The sequence below is a fragment of the Ilumatobacter coccineus YM16-304 genome, from assembly GCF_000348785.1.
GTDB lineage: Bacteria > Actinomycetota > Acidimicrobiia > Acidimicrobiales > Ilumatobacteraceae > Ilumatobacter_A > Ilumatobacter_A coccineus.
The window spans coordinates 4,019,527-4,039,806 of record NC_020520.1; the positions used below are offsets into that span (position 1 = coordinate 4,019,527).

The window sequence follows — 20,280 nt, forward strand, 5'->3', positions numbered from 1 at the left end:
CCGATCATTTCGGAATGCCTGCGCTGATCGTTTCAACGAGTTGCGTCACGGCGGGGTCCATCACCTTGAACATGAGTTGCGGGTACACACCGAAGACCACGATGGCGATGAGGAACGGCGTCCACGAGATCCATTCGGACCGCTGCACGTCGTGGATCTCCTCGTGATCGTCGTTGGCAGCCGACGACAGCGAGTGGGCCATCGTGCCACCCTTCTCGGCGTCGGAGTGGCCGGCGAACTCTGCGGTCGGCTCACCGAACGCCGTGCGCTGGTACAGCCACAGGAGGTAGGCAGCGGCGAGGACGGTGCCGATCGCGGCGACCACCATGAGCACCCGGAAGAGCTCTTCGCTGAGCGAGGGGTGCGGGCTGTAGGCCGACAGGATCGCCGGGAACTCGCCCCAGAAGCCTGCGAGGCCCGGCAGACCGAGCGAGGCCATCGAGGCGAAACCGAGGATCCAACCGAGCTTCGGCATCTGGATGAGCATGCCGCTGAGGCGCTTGATCTCGAGCGTGTGGTAGCGATGCTTGATCGAGCCGGCGAGGAAGAAGAGCATGCCGGTGATCAGACCGTGAGCGACCATGCCGAACAGGGCGGCGTTGATGCCGAACGACGTGAGCGTGGAGATGCCGAGCATCACGTAGCCCATGTGAGCAACCGACGAGAAGGCGATGAGCCGCTTCATGTCGGTCTGAGCGAGGCAGCCGAGCGCACCGTAGATGATGCCGATGACGGCGAGGATGCCGATGACCGGCGCCCAGGCCTGTGCGCCCTGCGGGAGCATCGGCAGCGCGATGCGGACGAATCCGTAGGTACCGAGCTTCAGCAGGATGGCGGCCAGGATGACCGAGCCCTGGGTGGGCGCCTGCGTGTGAGCGTCGGGCAACCAGGTGTGGAACGGGAACATCGGCACCTTGACGGCGAAGCCGAGGAACATGCCGGCGAAGATCCAGATCTGCACGTCGCGGTCGATGCCGGCGCCGGCTTCGATGAGGTGGGCGTAGCTGAAGCTCTCGGCACCGGTCTGGAAGAACAGTGCGAGGAAGGCGACGAGCATGAACGCCGAGCCGAACATGGTGTAGAGGAAGAACTTGAGCGAGGCGTACTTGCGATCTTCGCCACCCCACACACCGATCATGAAGAACATCGGGAGCAGGACGACCTCGAAGAAGACGAAGAAGAGGATGAGGTCCTGGGCGATGAACGATCCGGCCATACCGGTCTGCAGGATCAGCATCAGAGCGTAGAACGCCTTGGCGTTGCCGGCGTCGGGCATGTTGTCCCAGCTGTAGATCATCACCAGGAAGGTGACGACCATCGACAGGAAGTACAGCGGCAGGCTGATGCCGTCGAGTCCGATCGTGTAGTTCGACGAGATCACCGAGATCCACTCGGCGTCGACGAAGAACTGCAGGTCGGCCGACCGGTCGTAGTCGAACGCCACGAGCGTGGCGATGCCGATGGCCATCGTGACGCCGGCGAAGGCGATACCGATGATCTTCGGCGTCCGCTCGTCATCCTTGCTCGTACCGAACATGATGAAGAGGGCGCCGATGATCGGCAGGAAGGTGCCGACGGTCAGCAACCAGTTGTTGTCGGAAATTGTGTTCATGATCTCTGTTCCGTGATGCCTTTGCTGCGGCCGTGATGATCCGTTAGTTGACGTTCAAGATGACGAGGACGACGGCGCCGACGGCTGCTGCGCCGAAGATGAGTGCGCCGTACTGGTTGACCTTGCCGGACTGCGTGCTCTGCAGCCCGTGGCCGGTCTCGGATGCGATCGTGCCGGAGCCGTTGACCGCTCCGTCGACGATGCGCTGGTCGAGGTTCTTGTAGACCCAGTCGCCCGACTTCTTGCCGCCTCGACCGACCGCGTCGACCGTACCGTCGAGGACGTTCTGGTTGATCCAGTAGGCCGCCTTCGAGACGGGGCGTGACACCGTGTAGACGAACACGTTGTTGTAGAGCACGTCGAGGTAGTACTTGTTCTTCAAGAACAGGTAGCCGCCGCGTGCGAACTTGTTCCGCTCGGTGAGGCCCACCAGGCGCTTGTCGCGGCGCTGGTAGTAGGCCAGGCAGAACGCGATGGCGGCGGCGTAGCCCGCGGCCACCACGCCGAGCGACAACAGCACCTTGCCCAGTTCGGGCTTGGCGTGCGTGACCGACGGGAAGAAGCAGACGCTGCCCGCCGCCGGGGTGTCGAAGCCGCACCCGCCGTGATGGTCGTCGGCGCCGTCTTCGGCTGCGAGCGATGCACCGGCCTCGAAGCCCGGCACGTTGAGCTCGAGCGCGTGGCCCGGACCGCCCGGGATGATCGCCTCGATGGCGACCGGCTGCGGACGGGGCTCGACGTACTTCTTGATGACCTCGACACCTTCGCCGAGGTCGATGCCGAGCGCACCGGTGGCGAGCGGCGTCGGGTTGGCGAAGCCGGACGTGAGGGCGAGGAAGGCGAGGATGATGATCGGGACGATGATCAACTTGCCCGACTCGTGCGGTCCGTGGTCGCCGTGACCGTGATCGTCGTGGCCGTCGTCGTGACCGTGGTCCCCGTGATCGTCGGCGACCGCGGTACCGGTGTTGGCGGCCGAGCTCAGCGAGCGAGGAGTTGCGGTGACGAGTTCGCGATCGATCTCGTCGCCGTGGATGATCTCTTCACGGAACGCCGTGGCGTAGCCGTGATCGTCGTCGTGGTGGATGCCCGCTGCGGCGCCGCGCGGCTCACCGAAGAAGGTGAGGTACGTCGCACGGGTCATGTACATCGCCGTGAGCGCTGCACCGCCGAGACCGACCCAGAACAGGAATGTGTAGCCGTTGTTGCCGACGTTGTCGATGATCTCGTCCTTCGACCAGAAGCCGGCGAACGGGATCACGCCGGTGAGGGCGAGCGTCGAGATGCACCAGGCGGTGAAGGTGACCGGCATGTGCTTGCGCAGTCCGCCCATGTCCTTCTTCATGTCGAACGAGTGGTGCGAACCGCTGTGGCTGATCGAGCCGGCACAGAGGAAGAGGCAGCACTTGAAGAAGGCGTGCGTGAACACGTGGAACACGGCCGGCAGCCAAGCGCCGGTACCGAGACCGAGCATCATGTAGCCGAGCTGCGACACCGTCGAGTAGGCGAGCACCTTCTTGATGTCGTCTTGGACGAACGCGAGCAGCGCCGCGATGACGATCGTGATGGCACCGATGATCGCGATGAACGAGAGGCCACCGTTGCCGATGTTGAAGCCCTCCCAGAACACGGGGTAGATGCGGGCGACGAGGAAGACGCCGGCCACGACCATGGTCGAGGAGTGGAGCAGCGACGACACCGGGGTGGGCCCGGCCATGGCGTCGGGCAGCCAGGTGTGGAGCGGGAACTGACCCGACTTGCCGATGCAGGCGATGAACAGCGCGCTCGCTCCGACCAGCAGCAGTGTGGGCGAACCTTCACCCGACAGCGCCCAGGCCTGGATGGCGGGGATGTTGAAGCCGTTGGAGTCGAGGTTGTCGACCGCCCACTGGTTGGCGCCGAAGAAGATGACGGCGGTACCGACGAGCAGTCCGACGTCGCCGACACGAACGGTGAAGAAGGCCTTCAGCGCCGAGTGGCTGTTGTACTTGTCTTCCCACCAGTGGCCGATGAGCATGAACGAGCAGAGGCCCATGATCTCCCAGCCGAGGATGATCTGGACCATGTTCTCCGACATGACCATGACCAACATGCCGGCCGAGAACAGCGTGAGTGCGCCGAAGAACTGCGTGTAGCGGCGGTCGCCGCGCACGTAGTCGAGGCTGAAGATCTGCACCAGCAGCGAGATGAACGCCACCAGCCACAGCAGGAGGATCGAGAGGCCGTCACCGAACGAACCGATGCCGAACTCGAGGCCGGAGTTCTGCCACCAGACCCAGGTGTTGACGACCGGTTCGATGAACGGTTCGACCTCGCCGCCTTCGGAGGCACGAGGCACCGACCGACCGAAGGTCTGGACCAGGCCGAGCGAGTGCTCGCCGTGATCGGACGCCGAGTCGACACGGTTCATCCACTGGATGGCGGCACCCGTGGCGACCACGAGCGAACCGACCATCGAGGCGAGACCGAACTCGGAACCCTTGAGCGGCATCTTCTTGCCGAAGCCCATGATGAGCGCGAACCCGATCGCCGGGATGAGCGCCACGAGCCACAGGTTCTCGAGGAACCAGCCCGAGCTCAGGTGGAGCGCACCCTGCAACTGCTCGGATTCTTCTACGCGGAGTGAAATGTTGTGCACGTCAGCCCTTCATTTCCGAGAGTTCGTCGAGGGCGATCGACTTGCGGTTGCGGTAGATCAGCAGCACCATCGCGAGGCCCACGCCGACTTCGGCAGCGGCGATCGCGATGACGAACAGCGCGAACACGTGACCGTCGATGTTCTGGTTCATGAGCGCGAAGGCGATGAAGTTGAGGTTGACCGAGTTCAAGATGAGCTCGATCGACATCAGCACCATCACCGCGTTGCGACGGGCGATGACGCCGTAGACCCCGATGCAGAAGAGGACCGCGGCGAGGAGCAGGAAGTTGGCTTGCAGCATGTTGCGTCAGACCCCTCAGTCTTTCCGTGCCAGGACGATGGCGCCGACGGCGGCGGCGAGCAGGACGAAGGTCATCCCGAAGAACGGGATGAGATACGGCGACAGGACCTGGTCGGCGATGGCCTGCGTGGGTGCCGGGCCGGCGGGCTCGGCGATGACGTTGTCGTCGGTGAAGTCGAGCACCACCCAGGCGAGCAGGCCGAACAGCACCACGCCGACCGGGATGCCGAGCGCCCACGTCGAGTTGTTGAGCCCCTCTTCGGAGCCGATCTGGGCGCGCGTGAGCATGATGCCGAACAGGAAGAGCACCATGACCGCACCGATGTAGACCATCACCTGCGACACGGCGACGAACTCGGCGGCCGCCAGGATGTACTGCGCGGCGACGCCGGCGAGCACCATGACCAGCCACAGCGCGGCGTGCACCACGTTCTTGGTCGACACGACACAGAGCGCCGAGAAGATCATGACCGCGGCGATGATGCCGAAGCCGATGTTCTGGGCGACGTTGATGCCGTCAGCAGCGAGCATCATTTGCCGGCTCCGGCTTCGAGTTCGGGTGCCTCTGGCACGGTTTCCATCCACTCGCCGAGCTTCGACTTGTCGTGGAGCAGATCGGCGATCTTCGGCTCGGAGTACTCGTACTCCGGGCTCCAGAACAGTGCGTCGAACGGGCACACCTCGACGCAGATACCGCAGTACATGCACAGCGCGTAGTCGATGTCGAACCGGTCGAGGTGGTTGACCTGACGCGGCTTGCCACCGGCACGGCGTGGAGGCGCCAACTGCTTGTGGCCTTCGATGTAGATGCACCAGTCGGGGCAGCTACGCGAGCACAGCATGCAGGCGGTGCAGTTGTCTTCGTGGAGGGCGATGACGCCGCGCGCCCGGATGGGCGGCGCTTCTTTTTCGTGCGGGTACTGCACGGTGTTCGCGCCGTCTTTGACGGTGCGTCCGAGCGTCTTCGCGGTGACGCCCAATCCCTTGAGCAGTCCAGGAACTTTGGGCATTACACAGCCACCTTGAGAATTGCCGTCACGGCGATGTTGGCGAGCGACAGCGGAATGAGGAACTTCCAGGCGAAGGTCTGGAGTTGATCTTCACGGAAACGTGGGTAGCTGAAGCGCACCCACATGATGATGCCGACGAGGACGAACATCTTCGTGGCGAGGATCACCGGGCCGACGAGGTTCATCCACCAGGCGACCTCGTCGAGGTTGTCCCAGCCGAACCACTCGAACGGCACGCCCCAACCGCCGAGGAAGAGCACCGAGGCGATGAAGGCGAACACGCCGGCCGTGGCGAACTCGGCGATGAAGAAGATGAGGAACCGGAAGCCGGTGTACTCGGTCATGTAGCCCGATACGAGCTCGGACTCGGCGATCGGCATGTCGAACGGCGACTGCGTGAGTTCGGCCTGCACGGCGATCATGAAGATCAGGAAGCCGACGCCCTGGGTCAGGATGAACGGGTTGCCGAGGAACCCGATGCCGAAGATCTCGCCGGTGTTCTGGACTTCGACGATCCGGTTGAGGTTCATCGAACCGGCCTGGATGACGACACCGAGCGTGGCGAGCACCATCGGGAGTTCGTAGGCGATGAGCTGACCGGCGGCGCGCAGACCACCGAGGAGCGAGTATTTGTTGGCACTCGCCCAGCCGGCGACGAGGATGCCGAGCACGCTGACCGAACCGACGGCGAGGAAGTAGAACACTCCGGCGTCGAAGTCGGTGAAGAACGCGTCGGGGCCGAACGGCACGACGGCGATCAGGAGGAACGTCGACATCAGGACGATCAGCGGCGCGATCTTGAAGATCGGCTTGTCGGCGTTGTCGGGAGCGATGTCTTCCTTCTGCATCCACTTGCCGACTTCGGCGAGCAGCTGCATCGAGCCGTACGGGCCCGCTTCCATGGGGCCGAGACGGCTCTGCATGAACGACATCATCTTGAACAGGAACAGGTACACGATGCCGCCCGCAGGGAGCAGCACCGCGACGAGCCCACCGACGACGCGGAAGATGGACTGCGTCCAGTACGCGAAGTCGTAGTCGGTTGCGAGAAGACCAATCACCGGTCGATGTCTCCGAGGATGAAGTAGAGGCTGGCAAGGATCGTGATGATGTCGGGCACGTAGACACCCTTCAGGACCCACGGCGTGACGCTGATGTTGTTGAAGCTGGCCGAGCGGATCTTGACGCGGAAGGGTCCGAGATCACCCTTCGACACCACGTAGTAGCCCATCTCACCGAGCGGGTTCTCGGTGGAGACGTACGCCTCACCCTCCGGAACCTTGATGATGCGCGGCACCTTGGTCATGATCGGACCGGCCGGAATCTGCTCGACGAGCTGCTGCACGATCTTGCACGATTCGCGGGTCTCCTGGAGGCGGATCCAGCAGCGTGCCCACGAGTCACCGTCGGGGTGCGTCCAGACCTTCCAGTCGGCCTTGTCCCAGGCGAGCCCGACCGGGTTGTCGCGCCGGAGGTCGTAGTCGACGCCCGAGGCACGCAGGTTGGCGCCCGACAGGCCGTACTCCTTGGCGATGTCGGCGGGGATCACGCCGATGCCGCGCATACGGCTCTGGAAGATCTCGTTGCCGAACAGCAGGTCTTCGATCTCGTCGCAGAACGCGATGAGCTTCTTCATGACCTGCTTGGTCTCGTCGATCCAGCCCTTCGGCAGGTCGTCTTTGAGGCCACCGATGCGGTCGAAGTTTGGGTGGAAGCGTCCGCCCGTGGCGCCCTCGATGAGGTTGAGGACGTACTCGCGGTCACGGAAGGCGAGGAACACCGGGGTGATCGCGCCCATCTGCACGCCGAGGTCGCCGAGGAACAGCGACACGTTGGCGATGCGCGACAGCTCGAACAGGATGGTGCGGATGACCTGCGCACGCGGCGGCGCTTCGATCTCCATCAACTGTTCGGCGGCGAGGATGAACGGCACTTCGTTGGCGAAGCTGCCGAGCCAGTCGATCCGGTTGATCAGCGTGGTGACCTGCGGGAACGTACGGACCTCGGTGAGCTTCTCGTAGCCGCGGTGCATGTAGCCGGCCGACGGTTCGGCCCACACGACCTGCTCGCCGTCGAGGCGAGCGATGATGCGCAGCGTGCCGTGAGTGGCCGGGTGCTGCGGGCCGATGTTGAGGGTCATGCCCTCGGTCTCGAGTTCGACGTTGAGGCGCGCGTCGGCGGCCTGCGAGGCGATGTACGACAGTTGCTGGCGGTCGCTCAGAGTCGGAGCCATCAGGACTCACCGCCTTCCGCGGCGTCTTGCGCAGGTTCGGGCTGTTCGGGCATCGGTTCGACGTCGACGATGCCCGGCCACGGCTTGACCATGCGGGCGAGCAGCGGGAAGTCCTTCTTCAACGGGTGTCCTTCGAAGTCGCCAGGCAGGTACATGTTGCGCAGGTCGGGGTGGCCGTTGAAGCCGATCCCGAACATCTCGTGGCACTCGCGCTCGTGCCAGTTCGCACCGGCGAACGAGCGAGTCCACGAATCGACGACCGGCGCATCGTCGGGCACGTCGGCCTTGATGGTGATGCCGACGTGACGGTCGAGATCGGTCAGGCGAGCGAAGACCTGCATGCGGGTCTCGCCGCCACAGGTGCCCTGGGTGATCGTCATGTCGATCGGTGCTCGCTCGACCGTCGGGTCGTTCTCGCCGTTGCCATACGGCGACGGCATCCAGTCGATGGCCGAGAGGAAGCTGAACCAGGTGAACCCGGCGGTCTTCAACGCCGCGGCCGTTTCGGCCCAGGCGTCGGTGGCCACACGGACCGTGAGATCGGTGTTGGGCACGATGTGCGAGTCGATCAGCGATGCGCCGATGCGGTTGCGCAGGTCGTCGACGATGCCTTCGCGCAGTCCGTCGCCGGGCAGCGCCTGGGGCGCCTCGTCGGTCGAGGGGGTCTCGGTGTCACTCAATGGGGCCACCGCCCACCACGATCGGTTCCGGGCGGTCGCGCTCGGGAATCGGCTGCGGGTCGGTCGAGATGTCGTGGGTGGTCTGCCCGGTGGGCTCCCCTGCGCTCAACTGGCCGCGCTCGGCTTCGCGCGTGGCCTGGAGGGTGGTGAACTCGTCGCCCTTCCACTTGGCCTGCATGTCTTCGTTCTTGATCCGCTGCTGCAGCAGCACGACACCTTCGAGCAGTGCTTCGGGGCGCGGCGGGCAGCCCGGCACGTACACGTCGATCGGGATGATCTGATCGACGCCCTTGGTGACCGAGTAGCTGTCCCAGTACGGGCCGCCGCAGTTGGCGCACGAGCCCATCGAGATGGCGTACTTCGGCTCGGGCATCTGCTCCCAGAGGCGCTTCACGGCGGGGGCCATCTTGTCGGTGACCGTGCCCGACACGCACACGAAGTCGGCCTGGCGCGGGCTCGCGGGCAGCGGGATGACGCCGAGGCGCATCACGTCGTAGCGCGGCGAACCGAACGCGGCACCCATTTCGATGGCGCAGCAGGCGAGGCCCCACTGGTACACCCACAGGCTGTACGAGCGGCTCATGTTGAACAGCTTCGTCAGCGGTGCCGGCATCCGGCCCTTGTCTACGAGACCCATGTCAGATCAACTCCGTTTCGAACTTCAGCGCCATCCGGTCAGACCCAACGCAGCAATCCGCGCTTCCACGCATAGAACAGACCGTCGAGCAACAAGAACATGAAGACGAGCATCACGACGAGTCCGAAGGTGCCGTATCGCTCGACCGAGATCGCCCACGGGAACAGGAACACGGCTTCGACGTCGAAGATGACGAAGAGCAGGGCGAACACGTAGTAGCGAACCTGGCTCTGCGACCAGCCCATTCCGACCGGATCGACGCCCGATTCGTACGCGATGTACTTCTCGGCCGAGGGGCTCGTCGGGCGTACCGCAGCAGCGAGTCCGAGCAGGAGCCCACCGACTACGAGAGCGGTCGCCCCGAACCAGATGACGTTCAGGTAATCGCGGAGAAAGTCCGACATACGAGCCCCGAAGATACCAGGGCTCGTGAATTCCTTCCCAAACTCGACGAACGTATTCCTGGCCGCATGTCACGCGCCGGAGTCGTGCGCCTCGCCGACGCACGACATTTTCCGAAGTTTCTCGATGTGACGGTGATCCAGGAGCCGCTCGACGACGAACTCCTCTCCAACCGTCGACATTCGCGACGGCCAACGAGGAGAGGTACGTATGACCGACCTGCACGACGAGATCACCGACCACGAGACGGGCCCGGACGCCGACATCGACGCGCCCGACGGCTCCGCCGGACGGCGCCGACGCAAGTTCCTGACCGGAGCCGGCATCGCCGGTGCGGCAGCGATCGTGGGGTCGAAGTCGGCGTCCGCCGCCGACGGCGCCACCTACACCGGCTCCGTCACGACCTACCAGAACAACGAGTCCAACGGCGGCGCGCCAGGCACCGCCGGCAACGAGGCCGTCGTCGGCGAAGTACTGCCTGCCGACAACGGTTCCCACGCGATTCGCGGTGTGACGAACGGAACGGGCCACTCGGTCGCGGGTGACACGCCGGCCAGTGCGCCCAACACGGTCGCCGCCACCTGGGGACGCCACGCCGGTCAGGGCGCGGGTGTGGGTGGCGTCAACGTCGCCACCACCTCGCCGCTCGCCGGTCCCGCTCGAGCCGTCGAAGGAGTGGTCACCTCCCCGACCAACGGCTCCCACGCCGTCTACGGCAAGACCAACGGCGGCGGCCACTCGATCGCCGGCGACACCCCCGCAGAGGCCACGAGCCCCGACGGCACGGGTTCGAACACCGTCGCCGCCACCTGGGGACGCCACGCCGGTCTCGGCGCCGGCATCGGCGGCGTCAACACCACCACCGACGTCGTCCCGATCGCCGGTTCGGCGCGCGGCGTCGAAGGCGTCGTCGCCGAAGGGACCAACGGCTCGCACGCGGTGTTCGGGCTCACCAACGGCGGCGGCCACTCGGTCGCCGGCGACACGCCGGCCGACGCGAAGGGCGCCAACGGCGAAGGCACCAACACGGTGGCAGCAACCTGGGGACGCCATCAGGGCGTCGGCGCCGGCATCGGCGGCATCTCCGTCGGCGGCTACGGCGGCGAGTTCCAGGGCGGTGCGGGCAAGGCTCAGGTCCGGCTCATCCAGGTCGACAACGACGCCGAGGGCACGGCCGAGGCCGACAAGGTGGTCGGCCCGCCGACCGACGACGACCACCAACTCGGCGAACTGTTCGCCGACGGGCGCGGCAAGCTCTACTACAACAACGCGACGGGCAACAGCTTCGTGCAGTTGACGCAGCAGGTGCTCTTCGAGAACCCGCAACGAGCGTGGGACTCACGGCCCGGCGAAGCACCCGCCAACGGCGACAAGGGCAAGATCGCCGCCGACGGCACGGTCGCGATCGATCTCACCGAGTTCACCGACGTGCCCGCCGGCGCATCGGCCGCGTTGATCAACATCTCGGTGGCCGACACCGAGGGCATCGGCTACATGACCGCCTTCAACGGCGACACCGCCGACGGCGATCGGCCGCTGGCGGCGTCGGTCACGTGGAGCGGTCCGGCCAACCGGGCGACCAACAGTCTCACCGTGCGTCCGAACGATGCCGGGGCGATCAAGGTCTACCTCGGCGGCTCGGGCGCCAACGTCATCGTCGACGTGTCGGGATACATCGTCTGACGCCACCGATCGACCCGCTCCCCCGGCGGCGTCGATCGCATGGGACACACCGCGTGTCCCACCCTTCGCTCGACGCGAGCTCGCTTCCTCCCCCTTCGAGCTCGCAGCGGCGAACGAGCGCAGTGCCCGAGGCCGATGGCCTCGGGCGCTGTCGCGTCAGGCGAGCAGATCGGCGAGCCCGTCGCGGCTGTTGACGCCGAGTTTCTTGTAGACCGCGGCCAGGTGGTTGTCGACCGTGCGCGCCGACACGACGAGTTCGGCGGCGATCTCCTTGCTGGCCTTGCCGGCCGCGGCGAGCCGCGCGATCTCGATCTGACGGTCGGTCGGCATGCCGGCGGCTTCGCACACGGCGTCGTATCGCTCGGCCAACATCGGTGGCAGGCACGGGACGACGCCGTCGACGAGCGCTCTCGTCGCAAGGATGCGACGGCGCAGCATCGGTGAGTCGTCGCCCTGTTCCAGCGCCAGCTCGAACGACGCGACGAACGCCTCCAGCGACGGCATCCGATAGCCCGCCTGTTCGAGTGAGCGGGCGGCGTTGCCCACGCGTTCGGCGTCGGCCTCCACCAGACCCGACGCGTGCTCGCTGAGCGCTCGCACCACCGGGCCGTCGTGCTCGTCGGCCCACGTCGCGAGCAGTTCGGCACAGCGTGGCGACGGCCCACGACGCACTGCTTCACGTGCGATCCACGGCCCCCACAACACGTAGCCGGCCTCGGCGGTCGTGGCGGCGAGCTCGGCTGCGAGCTGGTCGGCCTCGGCGGACGGCGCGAGGCGGATCTGCCCGCGTGCGCGACCGATCTTCGACGAGGCCGAATCGAGTCGCACCGCTCGACCGAGTTCGATGAGCAGTGCGTCGAGATCGCCCCGCGCGAACCCGGCGGAGCCGAAGTCGTCGACGTGGTCGCCGGCGCGCACCGCCTCGCGAGCCCGTCGTTCGGCGAGGTCGTAGTCGCCGTCGACCTGCGCCACCTGGCTGGCCAGCCCGAGCCACACGACGTGCGCGGGTCGCACCCCCGACACGTCGGCGAGGTCGAGTGCTTCGTCGACGACCGACCGGCACAGCGCGAGCTCGCCGGACAGGAACGCGCGGAGCGCGTCGGCGATCTTCAAGCGAACCCACTGATGTCGCTCGGCGCGCTGTTCGGCCAGCGCGAGCCCCGCCTCGATCGACGAACGCGCCGCGTCGAAGGCACCCGAGAAGACCTTGCCGAACGCGTCGGCCATCAACACGGCGAGCCGCGACTCGTCGTCGTCGACCTCTGCGGCGGCCGATGCCGACGCTCCCGCCACGCTCGCCAACGCGCTGTTGCCGGTCATCTGTGAGTACAGCGCCGTGGCGCCGTCGACCTGCGCGACGAGCGTCGCGTCGGAGAGCCGAGCACGCAGGTCGGCGAGCGCGGCGTACGCCTCACGGCTGCGGTTCATCTGCAGCGCCCACAGTTCCGCTCGCGCGAGTTCGGCGTGGACGCGCTCGTGATCGGTCGACGACGAGTCGACGGCCGCCTCGGCCGCCTCGGCGGCCTGATCGATCTCACCAGCGTTCGCGTGGGCCCAGATGAGCTGCACGCGATCGTCGACGGTGGGCTCGGCGATCGCCTCGATCAACCGGCGGGCCAGATCGTTCTCCCAGCGGGCGAGCGCGAGTGCGACGCCGCGACGGGCCACGGTGTCGTCGATGCCGTGATCGGCGCGCAGCAACCACGACCCGAGGCGAGCGGCGTCGACATCGTCGTGCGGGCCGATGGAGGCGACGAGCTTGGAGCAGACGCGGCGGACCTGCTCGGCCGACAGCGAATCGACGATGACCTCGGCGTACAACGGATGACCGATCGTGGTCGGGTCACCGCGCAGCAGACCGTCACGTTCGAGTCGCTCGAGCGACTCGACGTCGATTCGCGCCGCCAGGTGGCGCGGGAGCGTGCCTGCGACGGCGAGGCAGCGCATCAGCTCCCAGGCGTGTTCGTCGAGGCGGTCGAGATGTTCGCTGACGAGACGTTCGAGCGAGTGCCCCGAGGCGCGGAACCCGTCGAGATACCAGAGGCCGCCACGCTCGCTCATCCCGCCGGTCGACCGCGCCGAGGTGAGCAGTTCGCGCAACACCAGCGGGTTGCCGCGCGCCATCTCGCAGAGTCGGCGCACCGACCCGATCTCGCCGGGGCCCGCCCAGTCGAGCAACAGTTCGGCGAGCTCCGCGGAGCTCATGGCGGGCACGTCGACGAACTCTGCGGTCGACCGAAGCACTGCCGACAGTGCGTGTTCGGTGGGCGCACCCGACAGCGGCGTGCGCTCGGTCGCCACCACGACCACGTCGCCGTGCAGCAACACCCCTTCGATCAGACCCGCCGATCGATCGTCGAGCAGCGCGATGTCGTCGACGACCAGCACGGCGGTGTGCGCCTGGGAGATGAGCGCCGATCGCAACCGCTGGACGAGCTCGAACTCGACCGAGACCGGGGCGGCGTCGGCGGGGAGCAGATGGAGCAGCGCACCGAAACCGAGTTGGCGCTGAGCTTCGCCACCCGCAGCGCGGCGCACGGGCAGGCCGCGTTCGGCGAGCCGGGCGGCAACGGCCGCGGCGAGGTGGGACTTGCCGATGCCGGCGGGCCCTCGAAGCACCACGGAGGTGGGGCGCTCCGCCGAGCCGAGTCGGTCGACGAGTCGCGCGACGACGTCGGCGCGCCGTTCGGTCACTTCTCCCATCTCACCTCCCCCACGTCGTACAACCCCCCGGTCGAGCCATCGACGTCGGCCATTGCTCACGCTGTCCGAGTTCGAGAGTAACGACCTGGGGCAGGGCTCGCGCACTCAGTGAGCATCGAAGCGCTCGGAGATCGCCGTGGCGGCCTCGACCAGCAACCGCTCGACTCGGGCCTGATCGCCGTCGACCGGGAATCGGAACGCCGGACCCTGCACGTACAGCGCGCCCTCGTACGTGCCGCTCGGGCCTCGGAACGCAACGGCCAGCGCGTTCACGCCGGGGTCGAGCTCCTCGTTCGACACCACCACACCCGACGGACCGATCCGGGCGAGGCGCTCGCGCAGCCGCTCGAGATCGTTCGGCGCCGACCCGCGGGTTCGTGTGAACGTCGCCGCGCCGTACTCGTCGACGTCGGCCGGGTCGAGCGTGGCGAGCAGCGCGAGACCGCTGGCCGTCGCGTGCAACGGGAACGAGTGCCCGGTCTGCTTCGACACCCGCACCAACTCCGCACGCTCGGCGACGTCGTCGGCGCAGTAGACCTCCCGATCTCGGCGAACGACGAATCCGGCGCTGCCTCCGGTCGCCGCCGACAACGCTTCGAGGAAGGGCCGGATCACCGATCGGAGCGTGGCGCGAGGGCCCGACGAGCCGCCGAGCGTGCGGAGCGATTCGCCGACCACGTAGTCGGCGCCGTCGTCCACCTGCTCCACCGCACCCTCCGATTCGAGGGCTGTCAAGAGTCTCGACACCGTCGATTTCGGAAGGTCGGCGCGGTCCGCGATCTCGGTCACGCCGGCCGGGCCGAGGGCGAGAACCCGCAGGATGGCGAACGCTCGCTCGATCGATTGCACACCTGCCATGGCTGTTCACCTCGTTGGTCGCCGCCCGTGTCTGGCGGCCGCGCACGGCGAGGCCGCGGCTTTGTCGGGTAGTCTGCAGACACACGCCTCCCAGAGGGGTCGACCCAGAGGGGTCTGGCGATGTGTTTCACAGTGCGGTACGGTTCCGCATGGTGGAACGACACTACCGCCCGGTGGGCGCGCGTCGTGAATCGTCACGGTCGTCCACCCCTTCCTCTGGGAGTCACGAATGAGTGATGACAACGGTGACATCGACGAGATCGATCTCGCCACACTGAGCGACGAAGACCTCACGCTCCAGATGCACGACGACCTGTACGACGGGTTGAAAGAAGAGATCGCCGAAGGCACCACCATCCTGCTCGACCGCGGATGGAGCGCCGAGAAGGTCCTCAACGAGGCACTGGTCGAAGGCATGCGCATCGTCGGCATCGACTTCCGCGACGGCATCTTGTTCGTCCCCGAAGTGCTGCTCGCCGCCAACGCCATGAAGGCGGGCATGGAGATCCTTCGTCCCCTGCTCGCCGAGACCGGCGTCGAATCGGTCGGCAAGGTCGTGATCGGCACGGTCAAGGGCGACATCCACGACATCGGCAAGAACCTCGTCGCGATGATGCTCGAAGGTGCAGGTTTCGAAGTCTTCGACCTCGGCATCAACACCGACGTCGACGAGTTCCTCGCCGCGATCGACGAACACAAGCCCGACATCCTCGGCATGTCGGCGCTGCTCACGACCACGATGCCGTACATGAAGGTCGTCATCGACACGCTCACCGAGCAGGGTCGACGCGACGAGCAGATCATCCTCGTCGGCGGCGCACCGCTCAACGAGGAGTTCAGCGAGGCGATCGGCGCCGACGCCTACTGCCGCGACGCCGCCGTCGCCTCGGAGATGGCGAAGTCGTTGGTGCTGGCACGCCGCGGTGCCGCCGAGCCGCCCGGACCGTCCGTCCCGGTCTGATGAACGACGCTCCGGTCGCCACTACGGCGGTTCGGCCGCGCACGCTGGTGATCGCCTGCGGGGCGCTCGCCCACGAGATGAAGGCGATCGTGCGCCAGCACGGCCTCGAACGCGTCACGGTCGAGTGCCTTCCGGCGGCGCTCCACAACCGTCCGCAGGAGATCCCCGATGCCGTGCGCGCCCGCATCCGACGCGCCCGCGCGGGTGGATCGGTCCGAGGCGTCGTCGACGCCACACTCGACACCACACTCGACACCACGCTTCACGATGACGAACTCCTCGACGGCGACGTCCAGGTCGTCGGCGGCGACGCCGAACCCGGCACACGCTTCGACCAGATCTTCATCGGCTACGCGGACTGCGGCACCGGCGGGCTGCTCGCGCAGGTCTGCGACGAGGAAGGCGTCGAGATGCTCGCCGGCGCCCACTGCTACCAGTTCTTCGCGACCGCTCCCCGGTTCGACGAGTTGCAAGACCACGAGATCGGCTCGTTCTACCTCACCGACTTCCTCGTCAAGCACTTCGACCGCCTCGTCTGGCAGGGGCTCGGCATCGAGCAGCATCCAGAACTCCTGCCCATGTACTTCGGCAACTACACCCGACTCGTCTACCTCGCGCAGACCGACGACCCGTCGCTCGTCGAACGAGCCGAAGCCGCCGCCGCCCGGCTGGGGCTCTCGTTGATCGTCGAGCCGACCGGATACGGAGAACTCGAGACCACGATGGTGAGCATCGCCGAGCAACACCCCGAAGAGAGACCCATGACGTCGACCGACGACACCGAAACCAGCACCGAGCCGAGCAGCGAGGTCGCGCCGTCCGCCGCAAGCGCCGTCCCCGACGGACCCGGCCCCGACCTCGGCCCCGACCAGGGGGCACTGCGCGAACGCCAGACCACTCGACGCGGCGGCCGGCGACGCGGTGGCGGCTCGACGGTGTCGACCATCTCGTGGCGCGACATCCCGGCCCAACTCACCGCGCGCTCCGGCGACGAACAGCACAAGGTGTTGTTGCACGCTCGCTTCCAGCACGCGATCGACCGCGCTGCCGCGATCGCCGGACTCACGACCACCAACGACTACGTGCAGGAATGGCGAACCGCTTCGCAACCTGCCGCCGCAGGCGATCTCGCCGCACAACTCGACCAGCGCTGCGCCGAACTCGAAGGCGAGTACCCCCGCCAGCGCCTGGAGGCATTGGTCGCCAACGGCGGTCTCGAACCATCATCTGGTGACGGACGCGCGACCGCAGCCGACGCCGCCGTTCCTGATTCCGCGATCCCCGACCCCGCGACGCCCCATTCCGATTCCGCCTCCGAAAGCGACCCGACATGACCGACACCATCATCAGCTCCGCCACGAAGGAAGTCGTCATCGGCTTCGACCGACCCTTCGTCATGATCGGCGAGCGCATCAACCCGACCGGACGCAAGCTGCTCGCCGCCGAGATGAAAGAGGGCAACTTCGACCGCGTGATCGCCGACGCACTCGCGCAGGTCGAGGCCGGCGCGCAGATGCTCGACGTCAACGCCGGCATCCCGCTCGCCGACGAACCGGCGCTGCTCGCCAAGGCGATCGAACTCGTCCAATCGGTCACCGACGTCCCGCTGTCGATCGACTCGTCGATCGTCGAAGCGCTCGAAGCCGGGTGTGCCGTGTATCAGGGCAAGCCGCTCATCAACTCGGTGACGGGTGAAGACGAGCAGATGGAGCGCGTGCTCCCGCTCGTCAAGAAGTACGGCGCTGCTGTCGTGGCCATCTCCAACGACGAGACCGGCATCTCGGAAGATCCCGACGTCCGCTTCGAAGTCGCCCGCAAGATCGTCAACCGTGCCGCCGACCATGGCATCCCCTCGTCCGACGTCGTCGTCGACCCACTGGTGATGCCGATCGGCGCCGTCGGCCAGGCCGGACAGCAGGTGTTCCGACTCCTGCGCCGCCTGCAGACCGAGTTGAAGGTCAACACGACATGTGGCGCCTCCAACGTCTCGTTCGGCCTCCCGAACCGCAACGTCATCACCGGCACATTCCTCGCGATGGCGATCGCCAACGGGATGACCTCGGCCATCATGAGCCCGCTGCACCCAGAGGTGAAGGCTGCGGTCAAGGCGGCCGACGTGCTCGCCGGCCACGACCAGGACTGCGGCGCGTGGATCGCCGAGAACCGCGAAGGCGGCAGCGCCGCCGACGGGGCCGCGGCCGGTGGCGCACCCCGACGACGCGGCGGACGCCGCGCCCGCGTCGAAGGCGCCTGACCCTCATGCACGTTTTGCCCCTCCAATTCGTCATTCACGACGCCCTCCCGGGGCAAAACCGCCGCGCCACCGTTCTGCCCCGCCGATCCGTCATCCACGACCGATTCCCGGGGCAGAACCGGGCTGCGGGCGTGACGCCTCGGCACGACGTCACCGACGATCGATTCCGGGGGCGAGAGCGTGGGTGAACAGCATCGGGTCGTGTTCTCGCCGTCGGGCCTGTCGGCGACGGTCGCCGATGGCACCACCGTGCTCGACGCTGCACGCCACGCGGGCGCCGACCTCGACTCGACCTGCGGAGGGCGCGGCCTGTGCGGACGCTGCCAGATCGTGCCGTCGATGGGGCACTTCGACAAGTGGCAGATCGACTCGACCCCCGACTCGATCAGCGACTGGACGAGCACCGAGGCCGACTACACCGGCCGGCGCCCGATCGTCGGCGACCAACGACTCGGGTGCGCGGCGCATGTGTGCGGCGACCTCGTCGTCGAGATCCCGGCTGCCAGCCAGGTGCACAAGCAGGTCGTGCGCAAGTCGGTCGATGCGAGTGGCTTCGAGATCGACCCGATCGTCAAGCTCCACTACGTCGAACTCCCGAAGGCCGAACTCGGCGATGAGCTCGGGAGCCTCGCGCATCAGATCCAGCACCTGATCGAACGTGACTTCGGCGTCCGGCCCTCCACGGTCGAACCGCGTGTGCTGCCACAGTTGGCGCCCGCCGCCAAGCGGGGTGGCAACACGGTCACGGTCGCCGTACGGCGCGGCGAGACCATCACGGCGGTCTTCGGCGGGTACGTCGACCGCGCCGTCGGCGTCGCGATCGACGTCGGCTCCACCACCGTCGCAGGGCACCTCGTCGACCTGGCGACCGGTGAGATCCTGGCCACGAACGGTGTGATGAACCCGCAGATCCGGTTCGGCGACGATCTCATGTCACGCGTCTCGTACGTGATGATGAATCCCGGTGGGGAGGTCGAACTCACCAACGCGATCCGCACCGCGCTCGACGCGATGATCGGCGACCTCGTCACCGACGCCGGGCTGACCCGAGCCGACGTGCTCGACATCACCCTCGTCGGCAACCCGATCATGCATCACGTGATCCTGGGCATCGACCCGACGCCCCTCGGGCAGGCACCCTTCCTGCTGGCGACCGATGCCGCAGTCGACACGACCGCGGCCCACCTCGACATCGACGCCACGAACGCGTCGGTGTACCTGCTTCCCTGCATCGCCGGCCACGTCGGCGCCGACACCGCCGGGGCGATCCTCTCCGAGGGACCCCATCGCAGCACCGAGGTGCAACTCCTCGTCGACATCGGCACCAACGCCGAGATCGTGTTCGGCAACGCCGAGCATCTGCTCGCAGCCTCGTCACCGACCGGCCCGGCGTTCGAAGGCGCACAGATCAGCGCGGGCATGCGCGCCACCGCCGGGGCCATCGAGCGGGTTCGCATCGACCGCACCACGCTCGAACCGCGCGTGAAGGTGATCGGCAGCGATCTCTGGTCCGACGATCCCGGCTTCGCTGCCGACACGGCGTCGCTCGACATCTCGGGCATCTGCGGATCGGGGATCATCGAGGTGATGGGCGAGATGTTCCTCGCCGGACTCATCGACGTCGACGGCACGATCCGCTCCGACGGGCCCGCCAAGACGCCGCGAGTCTTCGCCGACGGCCGGACGTTCTCGTACCGGCTGTTCGGCGATGCCGACACCGAGGACGGCACCGCAGCGTCGATCAACGTCACCCAAGACGACGTGCGGGCGATCCAACTCGCCAAGGCCGCCTTGCGGGCGGGCATCGATCTGCTGTGCGAACACGCCGGTGGCGTCGACGCAGGAGCGATCGGGTCGGTTCGCCTCGCCGGCGCATTCGGCGCCCACATCGACCCGCTGTACGCGAAGGTCCTCGGGATCGTTCCCGACACGCCGGTCGACCGCGTCAGTGCGGTCGGCAACGCTGCCGGGGCCGGCGCGGTGCGGGCGTTGCTGTCGGCACGGCAACGTGACGAGATCGAGGCGACCGTCCGCGACGTCGAGAAGATCGAAACGGCGACCGAGCCACGGTTTCAAGAACTCTTCGTCGACGCCATGGGTTTCCCGAACACGGTGACGCCCACACCGAACCTCGCCACCGAGACCGAACTCCCACTCCCCCAGCCGAAGCCCGAGGGCGCGTCGCGCCGACAGCGCACGGGCCGCCGACCTCGACGCTGACCCGCCGCCCGTTCGGCAACGAACGCATCGAACGCTGCGAGGGCGCGGGCCCGTCGTCGCTGGGGATTCGGCGAGGCGGCCTCGCCCC

17 protein-coding genes are annotated in these 20,280 nt (G+C 67.0%); 5 read left to right on the plus strand and 12 right to left on the minus strand.

Annotated elements, in window-relative coordinates; all coding sequences use genetic code 11:
* Window positions 1-4 precede the first annotated feature (4 nt).
* From YM304_RS17830 to YM304_RS17870, 10 genes are read right to left on the minus strand one after another with little or no spacing between them, the layout of a single operon-like run.
* On the minus strand, window positions 5-1,612 hold the full coding sequence (locus YM304_RS17830) for a complex I subunit 4 family protein (protein WP_015443117.1): 1,608 nt from the start codon (window positions 1,610-1,612) through the stop codon (window positions 5-7).
* Between the two features lie 43 nt (window positions 1,613-1,655).
* Window positions 1,656-4,250 (minus strand): NADH-quinone oxidoreductase subunit 5 family protein, encoded by a 2,595-nt coding sequence (locus YM304_RS23025; RefSeq protein WP_015443118.1) that lies wholly within the window; start codon window positions 4,248-4,250, stop codon window positions 1,656-1,658.
* 1 nt (window position 4,251) lies between these two features.
* Window positions 4,252-4,551 carry an NADH-quinone oxidoreductase subunit NuoK gene (gene nuoK, locus YM304_RS17840; RefSeq protein WP_015443119.1) on the minus strand — a complete coding sequence of 100 codons (300 nt, stop codon included), beginning with the start codon at window positions 4,549-4,551 and terminating at the stop codon, window positions 4,252-4,254.
* 15 nt (window positions 4,552-4,566) lie between these two features.
* The gene (locus tag YM304_RS17845; RefSeq protein ID WP_015443120.1) at window positions 4,567-5,085 is read right to left on the minus strand and encodes an NADH-quinone oxidoreductase subunit J family protein; all 519 of its coding nucleotides are present in this window, start codon (window positions 5,083-5,085) and stop codon (window positions 4,567-4,569) included.
* On the minus strand, window positions 5,082-5,561 hold the full coding sequence (locus YM304_RS17850) for a 4Fe-4S binding protein (RefSeq protein ID WP_015443121.1): 480 nt from the start codon (window positions 5,559-5,561) through the stop codon (window positions 5,082-5,084). Before YM304_RS17850 ends, YM304_RS17845 begins: the two co-directional genes overlap by 4 nt.
* Window positions 5,561-6,622 (minus strand): complex I subunit 1/NuoH family protein, encoded by a 1,062-nt coding sequence (locus YM304_RS17855; RefSeq protein ID WP_015443122.1) that lies wholly within the window; start codon window positions 6,620-6,622, stop codon window positions 5,561-5,563. Before YM304_RS17855 ends, YM304_RS17850 begins: the two co-directional genes overlap by 1 nt.
* Window positions 6,619-7,794: an NADH-quinone oxidoreductase subunit D gene (locus YM304_RS17860; protein ID WP_015443123.1), complete on the minus strand. Its 1,176-nt coding sequence runs from the start codon at window positions 7,792-7,794 to the stop codon at window positions 6,619-6,621. The genes YM304_RS17855 and YM304_RS17860 overlap by 4 nt, the downstream gene beginning before the upstream one ends.
* The gene (locus YM304_RS23030; protein WP_083908451.1) at window positions 7,794-8,483 is read right to left on the minus strand and encodes an NADH-quinone oxidoreductase subunit C; all 690 of its coding nucleotides are present in this window, start codon (window positions 8,481-8,483) and stop codon (window positions 7,794-7,796) included. The genes YM304_RS17860 and YM304_RS23030 overlap by 1 nt, the downstream gene beginning before the upstream one ends.
* Window positions 8,467-9,111 carry an NADH-quinone oxidoreductase subunit B gene (locus YM304_RS17865; RefSeq protein ID WP_015443125.1) on the minus strand — a complete coding sequence of 215 codons (645 nt, stop codon included), beginning with the start codon at window positions 9,109-9,111 and terminating at the stop codon, window positions 8,467-8,469. Before YM304_RS17865 ends, YM304_RS23030 begins: the two co-directional genes overlap by 17 nt.
* Before the next feature lie 38 nt (window positions 9,112-9,149).
* Window positions 9,150-9,515: an NADH-quinone oxidoreductase subunit A gene (locus YM304_RS17870; RefSeq protein ID WP_015443126.1), complete on the minus strand. Its 366-nt coding sequence runs from the start codon at window positions 9,513-9,515 to the stop codon at window positions 9,150-9,152.
* 208 nt (window positions 9,516-9,723) lie between these two features.
* Between YM304_RS17870 and YM304_RS17875 the strand changes: the two genes are divergently transcribed.
* Window positions 9,724-11,196 carry a hypothetical protein gene (locus tag YM304_RS17875; protein ID WP_015443127.1) on the plus strand — a complete coding sequence of 491 codons (1,473 nt, stop codon included), beginning with the start codon at window positions 9,724-9,726 and terminating at the stop codon, window positions 11,194-11,196.
* A 156-nt stretch (window positions 11,197-11,352) separates the two neighbouring features.
* Here the strand turns inward: YM304_RS17875 and YM304_RS17880 are convergent, their stop codons facing one another.
* Both YM304_RS17880 and YM304_RS17885 read right to left on the minus strand, forming a co-directional pair.
* Window positions 11,353-13,899, minus strand: coding sequence for a helix-turn-helix transcriptional regulator (locus YM304_RS17880; RefSeq protein WP_015443128.1), 2,547 nt, complete (start codon window positions 13,897-13,899; stop codon window positions 11,353-11,355).
* 105 nt (window positions 13,900-14,004) lie between these two features.
* Window positions 14,005-14,757, minus strand: coding sequence for an IclR family transcriptional regulator (locus YM304_RS17885; protein ID WP_015443129.1), 753 nt, complete (start codon window positions 14,755-14,757; stop codon window positions 14,005-14,007).
* 229 nt (window positions 14,758-14,986) lie between these two features.
* Between YM304_RS17885 and YM304_RS17890 the strand changes: the two genes are divergently transcribed.
* The 4 genes from YM304_RS17890 (at window position 14,987) to YM304_RS17910 (ending at window position 20,192) form a co-directional block, all read left to right on the plus strand.
* Window positions 14,987-15,718, plus strand: coding sequence for a corrinoid protein (locus YM304_RS17890; RefSeq protein ID WP_015443130.1), 732 nt, complete (start codon window positions 14,987-14,989; stop codon window positions 15,716-15,718).
* The gene (locus YM304_RS24885) at window positions 15,718-17,052 is read left to right on the plus strand and encodes a virulence factor (RefSeq protein WP_015443131.1); all 1,335 of its coding nucleotides are present in this window, start codon (window positions 15,718-15,720) and stop codon (window positions 17,050-17,052) included. The genes YM304_RS17890 and YM304_RS24885 overlap by 1 nt, the downstream gene beginning before the upstream one ends.
* Window positions 17,049-17,972, plus strand: coding sequence for a dihydropteroate synthase (locus tag YM304_RS17900; RefSeq protein WP_015443132.1), 924 nt, complete (start codon window positions 17,049-17,051; stop codon window positions 17,970-17,972). The genes YM304_RS24885 and YM304_RS17900 overlap by 4 nt, the downstream gene beginning before the upstream one ends.
* A gap of 201 nt (window positions 17,973-18,173) precedes the next feature.
* Window positions 18,174-20,192 carry an ASKHA domain-containing protein gene (locus YM304_RS17910; RefSeq protein WP_197536902.1) on the plus strand — a complete coding sequence of 673 codons (2,019 nt, stop codon included), beginning with the start codon at window positions 18,174-18,176 and terminating at the stop codon, window positions 20,190-20,192.
* The last annotated feature ends 88 nt before the right edge of the window (window positions 20,193-20,280 follow it).

Coding starts and splice junctions, on each gene's coding strand:
- YM304_RS17865 (WP_015443125.1), bottom strand. CDS start 9,111: ATGGGTCTCGTAGACAAGGGCCGGATGCCGGCACCGCTGACGAAGCTG.
- YM304_RS17860 (WP_015443123.1), bottom strand. CDS start 7,794: ATGGCTCCGACTCTGAGCGACCGCCAGCAACTGTCGTACATCGCCTCG.
- YM304_RS17875 (WP_015443127.1), top strand. CDS start 9,724: ATGACCGACCTGCACGACGAGATCACCGACCACGAGACGGGCCCGGAC.
- nuoK (WP_015443119.1), bottom strand. CDS start 4,551: ATGCTGCAAGCCAACTTCCTGCTCCTCGCCGCGGTCCTCTTCTGCATC.
- YM304_RS17845 (WP_015443120.1), bottom strand. CDS start 5,085: ATGATGCTCGCTGCTGACGGCATCAACGTCGCCCAGAACATCGGCTTC.
- YM304_RS17885 (WP_015443129.1), bottom strand. CDS start 14,757: ATGGCAGGTGTGCAATCGATCGAGCGAGCGTTCGCCATCCTGCGGGTT.
- YM304_RS17890 (WP_015443130.1), top strand. CDS start 14,987: ATGAGTGATGACAACGGTGACATCGACGAGATCGATCTCGCCACACTG.
- YM304_RS17900 (WP_015443132.1), top strand. CDS start 17,049: ATGACCGACACCATCATCAGCTCCGCCACGAAGGAAGTCGTCATCGGC.
- YM304_RS24885 (WP_015443131.1), top strand. CDS start 15,718: ATGAACGACGCTCCGGTCGCCACTACGGCGGTTCGGCCGCGCACGCTG.
- YM304_RS17830 (WP_015443117.1), bottom strand. CDS start 1,612: ATGAACACAATTTCCGACAACAACTGGTTGCTGACCGTCGGCACCTTC.
- YM304_RS17880 (WP_015443128.1), bottom strand. CDS start 13,899: ATGGGAGAAGTGACCGAACGGCGCGCCGACGTCGTCGCGCGACTCGTC.
- YM304_RS17850 (WP_015443121.1), bottom strand. CDS start 5,561: ATGCCCAAAGTTCCTGGACTGCTCAAGGGATTGGGCGTCACCGCGAAG.
- YM304_RS17870 (WP_015443126.1), bottom strand. CDS start 9,515: ATGTCGGACTTTCTCCGCGATTACCTGAACGTCATCTGGTTCGGGGCG.